15 protein-coding genes are annotated in these 13,449 nt (G+C 75.1%); 6 read left to right on the forward strand and 9 right to left on the reverse strand.

Features of this window, described 5'->3' with window-relative positions; translation table 11 throughout:
• Nucleotides 1–5 precede the first annotated feature (5 nt).
• On the reverse strand, nt 6–962 hold the full coding sequence (locus tag ACIRVF_RS06350; RefSeq protein WP_402814476.1) for a TIGR03557 family F420-dependent LLM class oxidoreductase: 957 nt from the start codon (nt 960–962) through the stop codon (nt 6–8).
• Nucleotides 963–1,181: 219 nt separating this feature from the next.
• Here ACIRVF_RS06350 and ACIRVF_RS06355 point away from each other — a divergent pair, with 219 nt between their 5' ends.
• A complete protein-coding gene (locus ACIRVF_RS06355) occupies nt 1,182–1,337 on the forward strand; it encodes a hypothetical protein (protein WP_402814479.1) in 156 nt (51 codons plus the stop codon).
• A gap of 251 nt (nt 1,338–1,588) precedes the next feature.
• Here ACIRVF_RS06355 and ACIRVF_RS06360 read toward each other — a convergent pair whose 3' ends face one another.
• Together ACIRVF_RS06360 and ACIRVF_RS06365 are read right to left on the reverse strand one after the other, a co-directional pair.
• A complete protein-coding gene (locus ACIRVF_RS06360; RefSeq protein WP_402814480.1) occupies nt 1,589–2,758 on the reverse strand; it encodes an FAD-dependent oxidoreductase in 1,170 nt (389 codons plus the stop codon).
• 127 nt (nt 2,759–2,885) lie between these two features.
• Nucleotides 2,886–3,254, reverse strand: a complete 369-nt coding sequence (locus ACIRVF_RS06365; RefSeq protein WP_402814481.1) for an antibiotic biosynthesis monooxygenase family protein — start codon at nt 3,252–3,254, stop codon at nt 2,886–2,888.
• 393 nt (nt 3,255–3,647) lie between these two features.
• Here ACIRVF_RS06365 and ACIRVF_RS06370 point away from each other — a divergent pair, with 393 nt between their 5' ends.
• Complete coding sequence (locus ACIRVF_RS06370) at nt 3,648–4,088, forward strand: FxLYD domain-containing protein (protein ID WP_402814484.1); 441 nt, start codon at nt 3,648–3,650, stop codon at nt 4,086–4,088.
• Nucleotides 4,089–4,109: 21 nt separating this feature from the next.
• On the opposite strand, the gene ACIRVF_RS06375 is transcribed toward ACIRVF_RS06370, so the two are convergent.
• The 5 genes from ACIRVF_RS06375 to ACIRVF_RS06395 form a co-directional block, all read right to left on the reverse strand.
• Nucleotides 4,110–4,748: an endonuclease gene (locus ACIRVF_RS06375; protein ID WP_402814486.1), complete on the reverse strand. Its 639-nt coding sequence runs from the start codon at nt 4,746–4,748 to the stop codon at nt 4,110–4,112.
• Nucleotides 4,749–4,774: 26 nt separating this feature from the next.
• The gene (locus ACIRVF_RS06380) at nt 4,775–5,878 is read right to left on the reverse strand and encodes a glycosyltransferase family 1 protein (RefSeq protein ID WP_402814489.1); all 1,104 of its coding nucleotides are present in this window, start codon (nt 5,876–5,878) and stop codon (nt 4,775–4,777) included.
• A gap of 109 nt (nt 5,879–5,987) precedes the next feature.
• The gene (locus tag ACIRVF_RS06385; RefSeq protein ID WP_402814492.1) at nt 5,988–6,875 is read right to left on the reverse strand and encodes a Rieske 2Fe-2S domain-containing protein; all 888 of its coding nucleotides are present in this window, start codon (nt 6,873–6,875) and stop codon (nt 5,988–5,990) included.
• A 123-nt stretch (nt 6,876–6,998) separates the two neighbouring features.
• Entirely contained in the window at nt 6,999–8,132 is a 1,134-nt protein-coding gene (locus tag ACIRVF_RS06390) for a hypothetical protein (protein WP_402814494.1), read from the reverse strand.
• Between the two features lie 41 nt (nt 8,133–8,173).
• Nucleotides 8,174–9,802 (reverse strand): M48 family metalloprotease, encoded by a 1,629-nt coding sequence (locus ACIRVF_RS06395; protein WP_402814497.1) that lies wholly within the window; start codon nt 9,800–9,802, stop codon nt 8,174–8,176.
• A gap of 500 nt (nt 9,803–10,302) precedes the next feature.
• Here ACIRVF_RS06395 and ACIRVF_RS06400 point away from each other — a divergent pair, with 500 nt between their 5' ends.
• The 3 genes from ACIRVF_RS06400 to ACIRVF_RS06410 all read left to right on the forward strand — a co-directional run bounded on the left by ACIRVF_RS06400 (nt 10,303) and on the right by ACIRVF_RS06410 (nt 12,524).
• Entirely contained in the window at nt 10,303–11,031 is a 729-nt protein-coding gene (locus ACIRVF_RS06400) for a GAF and ANTAR domain-containing protein (protein ID WP_402814499.1), read from the forward strand.
• 59 nt (nt 11,032–11,090) lie between these two features.
• Complete coding sequence (locus tag ACIRVF_RS06405) at nt 11,091–11,816, forward strand: ANTAR domain-containing protein (RefSeq protein WP_402814502.1); 726 nt, start codon at nt 11,091–11,093, stop codon at nt 11,814–11,816.
• Between the two features lie 72 nt (nt 11,817–11,888).
• The gene (locus tag ACIRVF_RS06410) at nt 11,889–12,524 is read left to right on the forward strand and encodes a DUF6480 family protein (RefSeq protein WP_402814505.1); all 636 of its coding nucleotides are present in this window, start codon (nt 11,889–11,891) and stop codon (nt 12,522–12,524) included.
• A gap of 26 nt (nt 12,525–12,550) precedes the next feature.
• Here ACIRVF_RS06410 and ACIRVF_RS06415 read toward each other — a convergent pair whose 3' ends face one another.
• Nucleotides 12,551–12,805 (reverse strand): hypothetical protein, encoded by a 255-nt coding sequence (locus ACIRVF_RS06415; RefSeq protein ID WP_402814507.1) that lies wholly within the window; start codon nt 12,803–12,805, stop codon nt 12,551–12,553.
• Between the two features lie 129 nt (nt 12,806–12,934).
• On the opposite strand from ACIRVF_RS06415, the gene ACIRVF_RS06420 reads away from it, so the two are divergent.
• A complete protein-coding gene (locus ACIRVF_RS06420) occupies nt 12,935–13,393 on the forward strand; it encodes an SRPBCC family protein (protein WP_402814510.1) in 459 nt (152 codons plus the stop codon).
• The last annotated feature ends 56 nt before the right edge of the window (nt 13,394–13,449 follow it).

Consider the following 13,449-nt stretch of genomic DNA (forward strand, 5'->3'; position numbering starts at 1 on the left):
TCTCCCTAGGCGGTTCGGGGCAGGACGTGCTCGCGGTAGAAGTCGAAGAAGCCCTCCTGGTCCGGGCCGATCTGGCCGACGTAGACCTCGTCGAAGCCCGCGTCGACGTAGCCGCGCAGCCGGTCCACGTGCTGCTGGGGGTCGTCGCCGCAGGTGACCGCCTCGGCCACCATCTCCTCCGTCACCAGCTCGGTGGCCTGCTCGAAGTGCCGGGGGGTGGGCAGGACCTGGGCGAGCTCGCCGGGCAGCAGTTCGCTCGGCCAGAGCCGGTGGACGGTCTTGACCGCGCGCTCGCGGTCGGTCGACCAGCAGACCTTCACCCCGCCGATCACCGGTCCGGTGCCGCCTGCCGCCCGGTAACGCCCGATCAGCTCGTTGTCGGGGGACATGGTGACCAGCCCGTCGGCGTACTCCGCCGCGGCCTCGGCCGCCTTGGGGCCGAAGGCCGAGACGTACACGGGCAGTCGGCCGTCCTTGGGCGGGGTGTAGAGCCGGGCGTTCTCGACGGTGTAGTGGGTGCCGCGGTGCGAGACGAGGCAGCCGGTGAACAGCTCGCGCATCACCGAGACGGCCTCCTCCAGCATCTCCGTCCGTACGTCGAACGGCGGCCAGCGGTCGCCCAGGACGTGCTCGTTGAGCGCCTCGCCGGTGCCCACGCCCAGCCGCAGGCCGCCGGCCAGCTGGACGTCCGCGGTGGCCGCCGCCTGGGCCGTCACCGCGGGGTGGAGCCGTACGGTCGGGCAGGTGACCAGGGTGGTCACCGGCAGCCGGGTGACCTGCGTGAGCGCGCCGATCACGCCCCAGACGAACGGGCTGCTGCCCTGGGCGTCGTTCCACGGGTGGAAGTGGTCGGAGATGGCCAGCCGGGTGAAGCCGGCCCGCTCGGCCAGCTGGGCCTGCTCGACCAGCTGGGCGGGGGTGAACTCCTCGCAGGACAGGAAGTAGCCGAACGCGGTGGTCATGGCAGCCTCGGTTCCTCGGTCTGGGCTCCTCGGGATTCCTTCGGGGGAGCGGCTAACCCGGCCGGGCGCGGTGAAACCTCGCCGCCGCCCGCCTCCGGCCCGCCGCCGGTGCCCGGCTGCCCGGCCGCCGGACGCTGACGTTTGCGGGCCGCGGCACCGGGTAGTCGGTGGGGTCCCCAGGCACCCGGCAGGGCGCCGGAGCCCACGGAGGTGACCACCATGGACGCGCGCGAAGGCGGTCCGGCCGAGGCCGTCCGCCCACCCGCCCGGTCCGATGTCGGCGGATCGGCTTGCTCCGGCCCGTCGGGCGCACCGGACGACGAGAGCAGGGAGCAGGGTGATGCGGAGACCTACGCGGTCCTCGGGGAGGACTGACCAGGCGAGGGTCGGCCGGACGGAGGCCCTCGGCCTCCTCTCCTGTCCCCGCCCTTCACGCGCCGCCGGGCGGCCGGTCCACCATCGGCCCGGCCGCCGCTGGCCGGGCGTCGGCCGGGGCGCCCGGGCCGCCCGCTACCCCGCCCAGGCCGGAGGCTGCCTGGCGTAGCGGGGTGAGGCGCCGAATTCTCGCGGCCTGCCGTCGAACCCCCCTGTGAGGTTCAGGAGTTCGACGGCAGGCCGGCGGCGCTTCAGCGCGCCGGGGTGAACTCCTGGAGCCGGTCCAGGCCCATGGCGACGGCTGCGAAGCCCCGGTCGAGCATCAGCAGTTCGTACTCCTCGACGGCGGCGGTCAGTCCGGCCTCGCCGCGGTGGACGGCCGTGAGCGAGCGGCAGAGCTGCGCGGCGTCGCGCAACGCCGTGTTGGCGCCCTGGCCGGCGCTCGGCGGCATGGCGTGGACGGCATCGCCGAGGAGGGTGACCGGCCCGGTGCCCCAGTGGGACACGGGCTCGGCGTAGCGGATGGTCAGCGGCGAGCTGTTGCCGGTGTCGGAGTCCCGGACGAGCTCGACCAGGTCCGGGTGCCAGCCGTCGATCCGGTCGAGCAGCCGGTCGCGCACCTGCGCCCAGGTCCCGGCCTCCGGGCCGAGCGGCTCGGGGAGCATCGCCACCCAGCGCAAGTAGCTCTCGGAGTCGGGCAGTTCCACCTCCGGCGCCAGCTCGGCGGCCGCGAGCCGCGGTGGGCGCCGGAACTCCATCCGGCCGATCAGCAGGTTCAGGTCGGGGCCGTGCACCAGGGTGCCGGAGCCCGGCACCAGCGCGGCGAGGCGCTCGGTGAGCGGGGTGCGGCCGAGCAGGGCGTTGCCGGGGACGGCGGTCACCTCGGCCCCGGGGAGCAGTTGCCGGCGGACCGCTGATCCCACGCCGTCCGCCCCGACCAGCAGGTCGCCCACCGCGCTGCCGCCGTCCGCGAGCCTGGCCTCGGCCCGTCCGTCCGCCCGCTCCCGGTAGCCGATCACGGCCCGGCCGAACTCGACCCGGTCGCCCAGCCCGGCGAGCAGCAGCTGCCGCAGTACGTGCCGGTCGGCGGCTGTGCCGTCGACCGTGGCGCTGAGCTGCCGGAACTCGTTCAGCCACGGGTCCACCACCCGTCGTTCGCCCGCGAGCGGGCCGGTCACGGCCTCCAGCAGGCGGTGCAGCCGGGGCGGCAGGCACTCCCGCAGCGCGGCGAGCCCCGGCCCGTCCAGGCCGATCCGGAAGCCCTGGTAGCGGCTGTCCGCCCCGGGCTCGCGCTCGAAGACCCGGACGTCGATCCCGGCCCGGACCAGTCCCTGCGCCAGACAGAGGCCGCCGATCCCGGCCCCGGCCACCAGCACCTTCATGCTCTTCTCCTCGTTCCCGCCCCGGATCCGCTCCGCCACGGTGCTTTCCCCTGAGGGTGCGTTCGATTGATGCCCCGTCAGCTTCGCGAATCCCGGCCCCCGGGCGGCAGGCCGCTTCGTCACCGATCGGAGATGACAGCTGTCACCCCGGGCGCCCTGACCGCTGTCAGCCCTGCGGGGCCTCCGCCCGGACGAACCCGTGGCTCCGCTCCACCTTCGCCACATGCAGCGAGTAGCGCTGGTACCACTCGGCCCGGCCGCGCCGCTGCGCCGCGCGGTGCTCGATGTCGGTCCGCCAAGCGGTGAGGGCCTCGGCGTCGCGGAAGTACCCGACGGTGATGGCCAGCCCTCCGGGCGACTGGGCGTAGTCCATCCCCAGGTACCCGGGGATGTTCCGGACCAGCTCCTCCATCCGCGCGTCGGTCTCGCCGTAGCCGCTCTGGTCCGGAGTCCGCACCGCGGTGAAAACGGCGACGTAGTAAGGGGGTTCGAAGGCTTCGACGGGCACGACAGGTGTCTCCGGGTGATCGCTCATGGCGCCACCGTACGGCCGCCCGCGCGCGGTGATCCAGCGTCCCGCCCGAAACGGGACCCACCGGGGACGAGGGACAGGGACCGGCGGGACAGCGGGTGCGGGATCGCCCGGGTAGGGCTCCGGCGTCACCCGACCGGGTGGGCCGCCGGCCGGCCCTCCGGAGCCCGGCCCCGACCGGGCCCGCCATCCACGACCGGAAGCTCGCCGCGGCCCGGCGACCTCCCCGCCGGGGGTTCTGACCAGGCCGGAACGCGGGTGTGCCCGACCCCGCCGTTGGCCGGGCCGTTGGCCGGCGAGGTCCCGGAGTTGTCACGGAATCGCCGCACCGGGCACACCGCGGTGCGCACGCCGATACGGTCCTCGCACAGTCCGCACCACGTCCCAGGGGGGACCATGCGTCGCACCACCCTCGTCCTGGCCGCCGCCGTCGCCGCCCTCGGCACGGCCGCCTGCGACCCCGACGCCACCACGAGCAGCAACAGCACGGGCCCGACCGTCACCGTCACGACCGGGACGGCGCCCGCCGCGCCCGTCACCAGTGCCGGGGACGCCGAGGCCGCCAAGGACGTCGAGGTCACGGGCTGCGTGGTCGACCCGGCCATCCACTGGCCGACCGCCAACCTCAAGGTGACCAACCACAGCAGCAGGACGTCGAACTACATCATCCAGGTGGAGTTCGTCGACAAGTCCGGCACCCGCGTCGGCGAAGCCCCCGCCGCCACCAACAACCTCGCCGCGGGCGGGTCCGCCACGCTGAAGGCGCTGGGCGCGACCGAGGTCAAGGGCGAGATCACCTGCCGGGTGAGCGGCGTCAACCGCTTCGCCGCCCCCTGACGGCGACGGACGGGCCCGCGCTCACGCGGCCCGCAGTTCCGCGAGCGCGTCCTTCGACAGGCTGACCCGGATCAGGGCGGCGGCCAGCCGGGCGTGCTCCTCCGGCGGGACGAGACCGCCCAGACCGCGCGGCGTGTGCGGCAGGCCGAGGTCCTCGGCGGCCGCGCACGCCCGCTCGTCGAAGAACGGGCGCAACCACGGCCACACCGTCTGGACCTCCCGGCAGAAGATGTCGGCGCCGACCGGGCCGATCCTCGGCACCTCCTGGAGCAGCTTCCGCAGGGCGCCCGGGTCGCCGTCGGCCTCGTCGCGCAGCCGACGCAGGTCGCCGTGCCAGCGGTCGAGCACCAGCTGCGCCCCTTCGCCGAGCGCGGTGGCGGTGCTCTCGTCGTACCGGACGTAGTGGGCCCGGCCCAGCGCGTCCACCCGGTCCTGCCAGCCCGAGTCGGCCATCGCGCGCGGCGTGCGGTACCCGGCGGCGGACAGCTCCCGGGCGGCGTCGATGGCGGTGGCGGCGCTGATCCGGATCGAGCACAGCACGGTCATCACCAGGAGCCGGTACAGCGGCGAGGGCTTGTCCCGCAGCGTGATGCCGGCCTCCTCGGCGTACGTCCGGCCGTGCTCGGCGAGCAGCCGCTCGGTGATCGTGTCGACGGTCATCGCGTGCTCCAAGGGGTGGGCGGCCGTCAGGACCGGGCGAGCAGCGCCCGGTAGATGCCGCGGTGGCACATCGCCAGCCACTGGCGTTCGGCCGCGCGGCGGGCGAGGTCGGCCCGGCGGACGGTCCGGGCGGCGTGGGCGGCGCGCACGGCCCCGGCGAGCGAGTCGGTGTCCAGGCCGGAGCGGTCGAGCCGGTAGGTCAGGCAGGGCTGCTGCTCGGCGAAGTGGCCGCAGCCCGGGGCGAGCACCGCGGTGCCGAGGTCGTAGCAGGCCTCCAGCCGCCCCGAGTGGGTGCCGAAGCGGTACGGCAGCACGGCGAGGTCCAGGTCGAGCAGGGACTGCGCCCAGCGGCCGCCGTCCCGGTAGGGCTGGCGCCGCACCTCGATCCTCGGCCGGTCGGCCAGGGCGGTCACCCGCCGGAGCACCGGGCCGTCCGGGGCGTCGGCGTGCAGGCCGATCCGCAGCCGGGTGTCGGGCAGGTCGGCGACGGTCCGGGCGAGGACCTCCACCAGCGGCAGCGGCGCCACGTTGGCGGGAAGGTTCTTCAGGTGGACCCCGATGGTGAACTGAGCCCGCCGCGGACGGGGCCGGACCAGCAGGTGCGGCTCCACCACATGGGGGTACGGCAGCACCAGCGGGCGGCGCCCCCACCGGGTGGCGATCGCGGTGGCGGCGCCGGGGGTGAGGGTGATCAGCTGCTGTGCGGCGGGCACCAGGACGTCCAGCCGGGCGAGGTGAGCGCTGGGCGAGGCCTCGTACGGGTTCTCCAGGTCGTGCACGGTGAAGACCAGGGGCTTGCCCAGGCGGCGGAGCAGCCACACCAGTTCGGTGATCCGGGTGGGGGAGGCGTTCTCGTAGCCCTGGTGCAGGTGGAACACGTCGAACTCGTCGTGGTGGCGCCGCACCCAGTCCGGGTCCAGCATCGCGGGCGGCCACCAGCCCCACCGGCTGCGGGGCGTGCCGCGCGGGCACGGGTCGGGCAGGTGGTGCACCGGGTCCTGGGCGGTCAGCGCGGCGAGGTGGCGGACGTAGACGTTCCCGGCGGGGACGGCCGCGACCCGGATCCCGGTGCGGGTGCGGCGTTCCGGCACCGCCGGGACGGGCGGGAGATCGGGGATGACGGCGGTCATGACTCCTCCCGGGTTGCGGCCCTCCCGACGACACCCCCTGCTCCCCTCCGGCCCGTTTCTCCGCGCGGCTGCCCGCGCCACCCCGGGGGAAACGGCCGGTGACGGCCGGTCAGCCCGCTCCGGGGAGCCGTACCTCCAGGTGTCCCGAGAGCACCCGGGTCTCCAGCACCGGCTGCGGCGCGGTGGCGGGGCCGCCGGCCACCTCGCCGTCCCGCAGCCGGAACTCGCTGCCGTGCCAGGGGCAGCGCAGGCAGCCGTCGACGACGCTGCCCTCCGAGAGCGGCCCGGAGAGGTGGGCACAGCGCTCCGCGAGCACGTGGCAGCGCTCGTCGTCGCGGACCACGACCAGGGCGAGTTCGCCGGCCCGGCGACGGACCGGCTGCCCGACGGGGAAGTCCTCGACCGGGCCCAGCGCGACCCAGTCCGCCGGCGCCAGTCGGGGCACCGCGGCGGCCCGGTCGGGCCCGGCGGCCTGCCGGTAGGCCAGGTGTCCGCCGAGTACGCCGCCGGCCGCGACGGCGGTCATCCCGGCCCAGCCCAGCAGCCGGCCCTTCCCGCGGTGCCCGCGGCAACGGGCCAGCAGCGAGCCGGTGTACAGCAGCACCCCGCTGGTGTTGGCGAGCGCGTGCACCAGCCCGGTGCGCCGGCGCGGCGCGTCGAGCCGGGCCCAGTCCACCCAGCCCGCCAGCGCGGCGGGCCCGGCGGCCAGCAGGCCCGCCGCCACCAGGACGTCGGCCGAACGGCGCCGGCCCGGCGCCAGGTCGAGCAGTCCCGCCGACGTCCAGCAGCCGATCGGCAGCTGGACCAGTGCCGGGTGCAGGGGGTGGCCCAGCCAGACGCCGTGCAGGGCGTCGCGGTACGGGCCCAGCGGAAGGGACTGGAACGCGTCGGCGATCGGCTGGGCCGGGGTGTCCAGCGCCTCCCAGTGCGAGGGCGCCTCCAGGGCGCGGCGCAGCAGGCGGGACCAGCGGTGGGTGTGCAGAGCTGTGGTGTCCATATCGGGCGGCTAGCCGAACCCGGCCCGGCCAAACCCGCCCCGACACCCAGGACCCGCCCGGCGGCAAGGACCGGTGGCCCCCACTCCGTGCGGGAGCGGAGGCCACCGGTTCTTGCCGCCGGGTCAGGCCTTCTTCTTGGCCTCCGCGACCGCGCCCTGGACGGCGGCGATCCGCAGGTCGACGAACGCCTGCCGGGGGTCGTTGAAGTTGGTGAAGGGCTGGGGGATGACCTTGCCGAGCGCGCGGTACTGTTCCAGCGCCTCGGTCGGGCGTCCGGCCCGGGTCAGGGCGTAGGCGAGCCAGCCCCGGGCGTAGTCGAGCCGGGAGTGCCCGGCGTCGGCGGCCGCGAGGTCGGCGAGGGCCGCGTCCAGGGCGGCGCCGACCTCCGGCCGCTTCCAGGCGGTGAGCTTCTCCCGGTCCTGCCCGAACTGCTCGAAGTAGGCCTCCAGCTTGATCGGGGCGAGCAGGCTGCCGGCCGGGGCGGCCTTGATGGCCTCGTCGATGAAGCCGTGCATCAGCTCGTGGCTGCCGTGCCACTTGTCGCACCAGTACTGCAGCGCCCGGCTGTGGGCCGACCAGTGGTGGGGGTCGCGCTTGATCAGTTCGGCCCAGAGCGCGCGGAAGCGGTCGTTGGACCAGTTGAGGCCCATCGCGATGGAGGTCTGGACGACCCACGGGTTGGGGTCGTCGTCGGGGGCGAGCGCGACGGCCGCCAGGGCGGCCTCCTCGGCCTCCGACAGGACCCGGTGGAAGGCCTCGAACTGCTCGCGGCTGACCTGGTTGGCGCGGGCACTGGTGCGGATGTTCCAGGCCAGGTAGACCAGGGCGTCCGCGTGCAGCAGTGCGGCGGTCGGGTCCTGCGGCCGCTCCGCGCGCCAGGCGCGCAGCCAGGTGTCGTCCTCGGCGGCGAGCCGGGCCAGCTCGCGCTGCCGCAGCCAGCGCACGTCGGCGGTGGCCTCCGCGGTGAGGTACGCGGCGGCCGGCCTCCAGTCGCCGGCCTTGGCGGCGGCGAGTGCCGCGGCCTCCTCGGGGTCGGTCTCGCCGTCCAGGACCATGTCGGCGGCGGGCACCAGCCCGTGTTCGGCCGGGACGACGGCGTTCTTCGCCCGGCCCTCGGCGGCGAGCCGGGCCTCGTGGGCGGCGATGGTGGCCTTGGCCCGCTCCAGCTGGGCCAGCTTGCGCTTGGCGAGCCGGGTCATGACGACCGGGAACAGCAGGACGAGGCCGACGACGGCCAGCACGACGATGCCGATCAAGGGTGTTCCTTCCGTGGCGTGGGGTTCGGTCCGCCGGACCGTCAGACGGCGGGGGAGACGGGCGCGGGGAGGCCGGCCCCGGTGAGCAGCGCGCGCAGCGGCGTGGTGTCCGGGGTGTCGGTGCAGGCGGCGTTCAGGGCCGCGTCGAAGCCGTCCTCGAATCCCTCCGGGAGGCGGAGCTCGGCGGGTCCGGACCAGGAGAGCTCCCAGGCGGCCAGGCCGGCCTCGGCCAGCGCGGTGACGACCGCGTGCGCCAGCTCCTCGCGCAGCATCGGGCGGGCGAACTCGCGGGCGGCCCGGCCGGTCGCGGCGGCGGCCTGCTCGCTCTTCGGCAGCCGGTCGGTGAACTCCCAGGCCCGGCCGGCGTCGACGGCGTCGAGCAGGCCGTGGACGGAGGCGGGCAGGCCCAGCCCGGCCAGCGCCCCGCGGGCCGGGGCGGACGCCTCGCGGGCGCGGGTCAGCATCGCCGCGCGGACCAGCTCGGGCCACTCCATCCGCTGCTTGCCGGCCGCCTCGGGGACCAGGGTGACGACCTCCAGCTCTGCGAGCACCCGCTCGGAGTCGCGCAGCAGCGCGAGGGCCGGGCCGGCGGCACCGGGGCCGCGCCCGTCGTCGGGCAGGCCCTCGATCGCGGCGACCCGCAGGCGGATCGGCGGGTGCGAGTCGTACGGGTCGGGGTCCTCCTCGGGCAGGTCCAGGGCGTGCTCGGCGAGCTCCGCCCGGCGCGCTGGGTCGCTCAGCAGGTGGAGCAGGCCGCCGTAGACCTGGCCGGGCGGCGGGAGCAGTCCGGCGTCCCAGCCGATGGTGGCGTAGCGGCTGAGGTAGAAGTCCTGGGCGGCGTCCAGCGTCGGCAGCTTGCGCAGGGCCGAGGCGGTGGCGTCCCGCCCGGCGAGCTGGGCGGCGACTCGGTCGGCCGCGTACTCCTGGCGGCGCCCGACCGCCTCGGAGACCCGGAAGTAGAGCTTGGCGTAGAGCGTGAAGAGCTTGGCGAGGGCCCGGTCGACGCCGCCGGTGGCCTGCTGGCTCGACGGCTTGCGGCCCTTGGCGAGCCGCTTCTCGGCCTTGGCGGCGAGCTTGGCGGCCTCCTCGGCCTGGTGCTGGTCGGCGCGCTGGTGCAGCCCCCCGACGGTGTGCAGGAGGGCGCGGCGGCCGGCGACGGTGACGGCGGCCAGCTTGACGTCCCGGTTGCTGTAGTGGCCGAACTCGTGCGCCAGCACGGACTCCAGCTCGCCCTCGGTGAGGCCCAGCAGCAGCGGGGCGCCGAGGACGAGGTGGCGCTTGCCGGGGATCAGGCCGAGCAGCCTGGTCTCCTCGAACACCCCCGCGTTGACCTGGGGGACCAGCCGGATCTCGGCCGGCCCGCGGACGCCCGTCCGCTCGGCGATCCGGTCGACCACGGCCCACACTTCGGGCTGCCGCTCGCGGGTGAGGACCACGCCGGGCACCTCTCCGTCGTCCTTGCGGCGGCGGGTCAGGAACACCACCCGGACCACCGGGTAGCCGATCGCGGCGCTCAGCGCCCAGATCTTGACCAGCCCCGGGCCGAAGTGGCCCAGCTCCTGGTACAGGGCGACGTCGAGGGCCAGCAGGCCCGCGACGATGCCGAGGGCGAGCAGGTAGAAGCCGACGAGCAGGGCCACGGCCGTGACGGCCCGGCCTGATGTGCTCATGGCAGTGGAACGCTCAGGCGCGCCCATGCGATGGTCCTCCCCCTGGGCGCGACGGCAGGGCGGCGCGCGGTGTGTGCATGGTGAACAGGTGTACGACGAGTGAAGATCGTAGCGGCCGCCGAGGAGCCCGCCCACCGGAATTCGTGCCCGCCCGCTCCGGCTCCCACCTGCGGATTCGTCGCAACTTCCGATTCGTGCGGGCTTGCGGTGATTCTTTCGGCGCGAGGGGGTGGCGTAGCCGAGAGTAACGATTTGGCACACCAGCCCCGGCCGGCGGGACCTCCCGGAGCACGCGGGGCGGGGCAGGTGTGCGGTGGCCCGGCACGGGTAGGCGCGCAGCGGTCGCCGGGGCCCATCGGAGGCTCGTGCGCCCCGGCCGGTTCCGCCCGGGGCACCTATACTGCGGTGATCACGGCCGCCGCGCGCTGGGGCCACCGGACACCGGACCACTTTGGGCACCGCGCGAACGGCGGCGCGCGACGGAAGGAAACGAGGCGGACATGGCCGATCTGACGCGGATCGCGCGGATCATGGCCGAGGCGGTCGACGGCACGGGTCGGCCGTCACTGCCCGAACGGCTCTGCGTCGCCTGCGTGGAGGCACTGGCCGTCGAGTCCGCCGCCATCACCCTGATGGCCGACCCCGGCCACCGGGGCGGCGTGTGGGCCACCGACGAACGGGCCCGGCGGATGGAGGAGCGGCAGTTCAGCCTGGGCGAGGGCCCCGGTGTGGACGCCTTCCGCAGCCGTCGGCCGGTGGTGGTGGCCGACTTCCTGGCGCCCGATGAGGTGCGCTGGCCGGTGCTGGTCGTCGACCTCGCCTCGACGGCCCCGGTCGACCGCGTGCTGCGCAGCGTCTACGCCGCGCCGCTGCACCTCGGGCCCTCCGGCATCGGCGTCCTGAGCCTCTACCGCTCGGGGCCGGGCGTGCCCGGCCCGGACGAGACGGCGGACATCCAGGTCGCCGCGACCAGCGTGACCCTCGCCATCGTCGGCTCCTTCCTCGGGCCGTCCGACGAAGTGCCCGCCCAGCTGTGGCTGGACGATCCGCCGCTCAACGGTGTCGAGGTCGACCAGGCGGTAGGGATGATCATGGTGCAGGCGCGGGTGCCCGCCGGAGAGGCACTCGACCTGCTGCGGGCCCACGCCTTCGCCCACGGCCGGGAGATCGACGAGGTCGCCCACGACGTGGTGGAACGGCGGCTGCGGTTCACGGAGGAGGACCGATGACGGATGACCGCGGGCAAGGCCGGGGCGTAGCCTTGGCCCCAGGGGAGACGGAGGCTGCAATGACGCGCGAAGCCCGCGTGAACGAGGCGTTCGCCGGGCTCACCGGGACCCTGGTCGGACCGGGATACGACACCGTCGAGTTCCTGCACCGCCTCACCGAGGTCTGCACGGCGCTCAGCGGGGCGGCCGGCGCCGGCCTGGTGGTCTCGGACGGCCGCGGCGAACTGCGCGACGTCGCCTACTCCAGCGACCGGGTCCGCCGGCTGGAGTCCCTGCAGATCGCCATCGGCGAGGGCCCGTGCCTGGACTGCCACCGCGCCGGCGAACAGGTCGTCGAACACGACCTCGACCGGGCGCGCGAGCGCTGGCCCCGGTTCGCCCCCCAGGCGCTCGAACTCGGCTTCCGCTCGGTCCGCGCCGTGCCGCTGCGGCTGGAGGGGAACGTCGTCGGCACGCTCAACGTGTTCGACGTCCGCACGGGCGCCGAGCCCGGCCAGGACGGCCCCGACGTCGTCCAGCCGCTCGCGGACCTCGCCGTGATCGCGCTGCTCCAGCGCCGGTTCGGGCGCGAGCAGACCGTCGCGGAGGAGATCGGCTCGGCGCTGGCGGACCGCACCGCGATCGAGCGGGCGAAGGGTGTGCTCGCCGAGTCCGGCGGGCTGGACATGGACACCGCCTTCGAGGTGCTGCGCTCCCACGCCCGCCGCAGCGGCAAGGCCGTGGCGGACGCGGCCCGCGCCCTGGTCGAGGGCAGGCTGGCCCCGGCCACGGTGCTGACGGGCTGACACCCGCGGGCGGAGCACGTGGTTCCCCGGCGTGACGGGCTGCATACTGTCCGGACACGTCCGGAGGTTCTCATGCCCATGGTGGATGTCACCGCGCTCGCCCGACTGGTCGCCGAGTACGACGCGCTGTTCGTGCTGCGCACTCCCGACGCCCAGCAGCGACTGCGCGACGTCTGCTACACGATCGCGGTCTACACCGGCGAGACGGACGCGGTGCGCGCCGTCGCGCGGGCCCGGTCCCTGCTGGCCCCGGGCCGGACCTGGGCCGTCGACGGCGTGGTGCGTACCGGCCAGCGCCCGCGACGACGGCTCACTGCTGGCCGAACTCGGCGAACTCGCCGAGCGGAGCGTGGTCCGCCGGATCGCGGCGGACGGCCGGTAGCGGTCGGCGCCCAATCCGGGTCACCGGGACCGGCGGTGTTTCCCCGCCGCGCCCCCGGGCAGCCGCCGGGTGTCGGAACCGCTGCCACCTGGGACGACATCATGACCACACCCGATCCCGATCCCGACCGCACCCCGGCGCTGGACGAACACGGCGCACTGCCCGGCGGGGACACCCCACCGGCCGAAGGGGGAATCTCCGGAATCTCCCACCCGGAGCCCGTGGAAGTGCGGCGGGCCTGGGGGCCCTGGCCCGCCGTCGTGATCGTGCTGCTGGCGCTGGCGGTCTCCGTCATGCTGGTCGCGATGATCTTCGTGCTGGCCTGACGGGCCCCCGGCCGCTCGGCACCCGGTCAGCGATCGCCAGCCGCGAGCGCCTCACGGACGGTCACCAGGCAGGGGTCGCAGTACCGGTCCGGCACCTCCCCGCCGGTGCCGTCCGCTGCCGGAACCACCCGCTGGGACGGTTCGAGGAACCGTCCGCACAGTGACGCCCGCGCGTCGTCCTTCGCCACCACGTGCCACACCACGGCGGGCGGCGACACCGCCGGGTCGTGTTCGGCCCACATCTCGTACACGGCGACCTCCGGGTCTCGGGGCTCGGTCACCCCATGCAAACCCGGGACACCCGGCTCGGCCACCGGGCCGGGCCCGGTGGGATGGTTACACCGCTCCGCAGCGGGCACACGCGCGGTCGGCCGGGAGGGACCCGGCCGGGCGACACGAGGAGGCCCCAGATGAGCATGGTGAAGGAGTCCGTGGACGTCGACGTCCCGCTGCACGCCGCGTACAACCAGTGGACGCTGTTCGAGGAGTTCCCCCGATTCATGGAGGGCGTCGACGCGGTGACCCAGCTCGACGACCGCCACAACCACTGGCGCACCAGCATCGGAGGGGTCAGCCGGGAGTTCGACACCGAGATCGTCGACCAGCTGCCCGACGAGCGGATCGCCTGGCGGACCGTGGACGGCGAGGTGGACCAGAAGGGCGTGGTGACCTTCCAGCGGCTGGACGACCTCCACACGCGGGTCAGCATGGCCATCGACTTCCGGCCCGAGGGCATGGCCGAGAAGGCCGGCGACGTGCTGGGCGTGGTGGACCGGCGGGTGAAGGGGGACCTCAAGCGCTTCAAGGAGTTCATGGAGGAGCGCGGCCGGGCGGAGGGCGGCTGGCGGGGTCGGATCAGCCCGGGCTGACCCCAGGCACCGGTGCGGCCCCGCTCCCCGGAATGTCCGGGGGAGCGGGGCCGCAC

Origin of the sequence: Kitasatospora sp. NPDC101157 (genome assembly GCF_044768255.1) — a bacterium.
In the GTDB taxonomy this organism is placed as follows: domain Bacteria; phylum Actinomycetota; class Actinomycetes; order Streptomycetales; family Streptomycetaceae; genus Kitasatospora.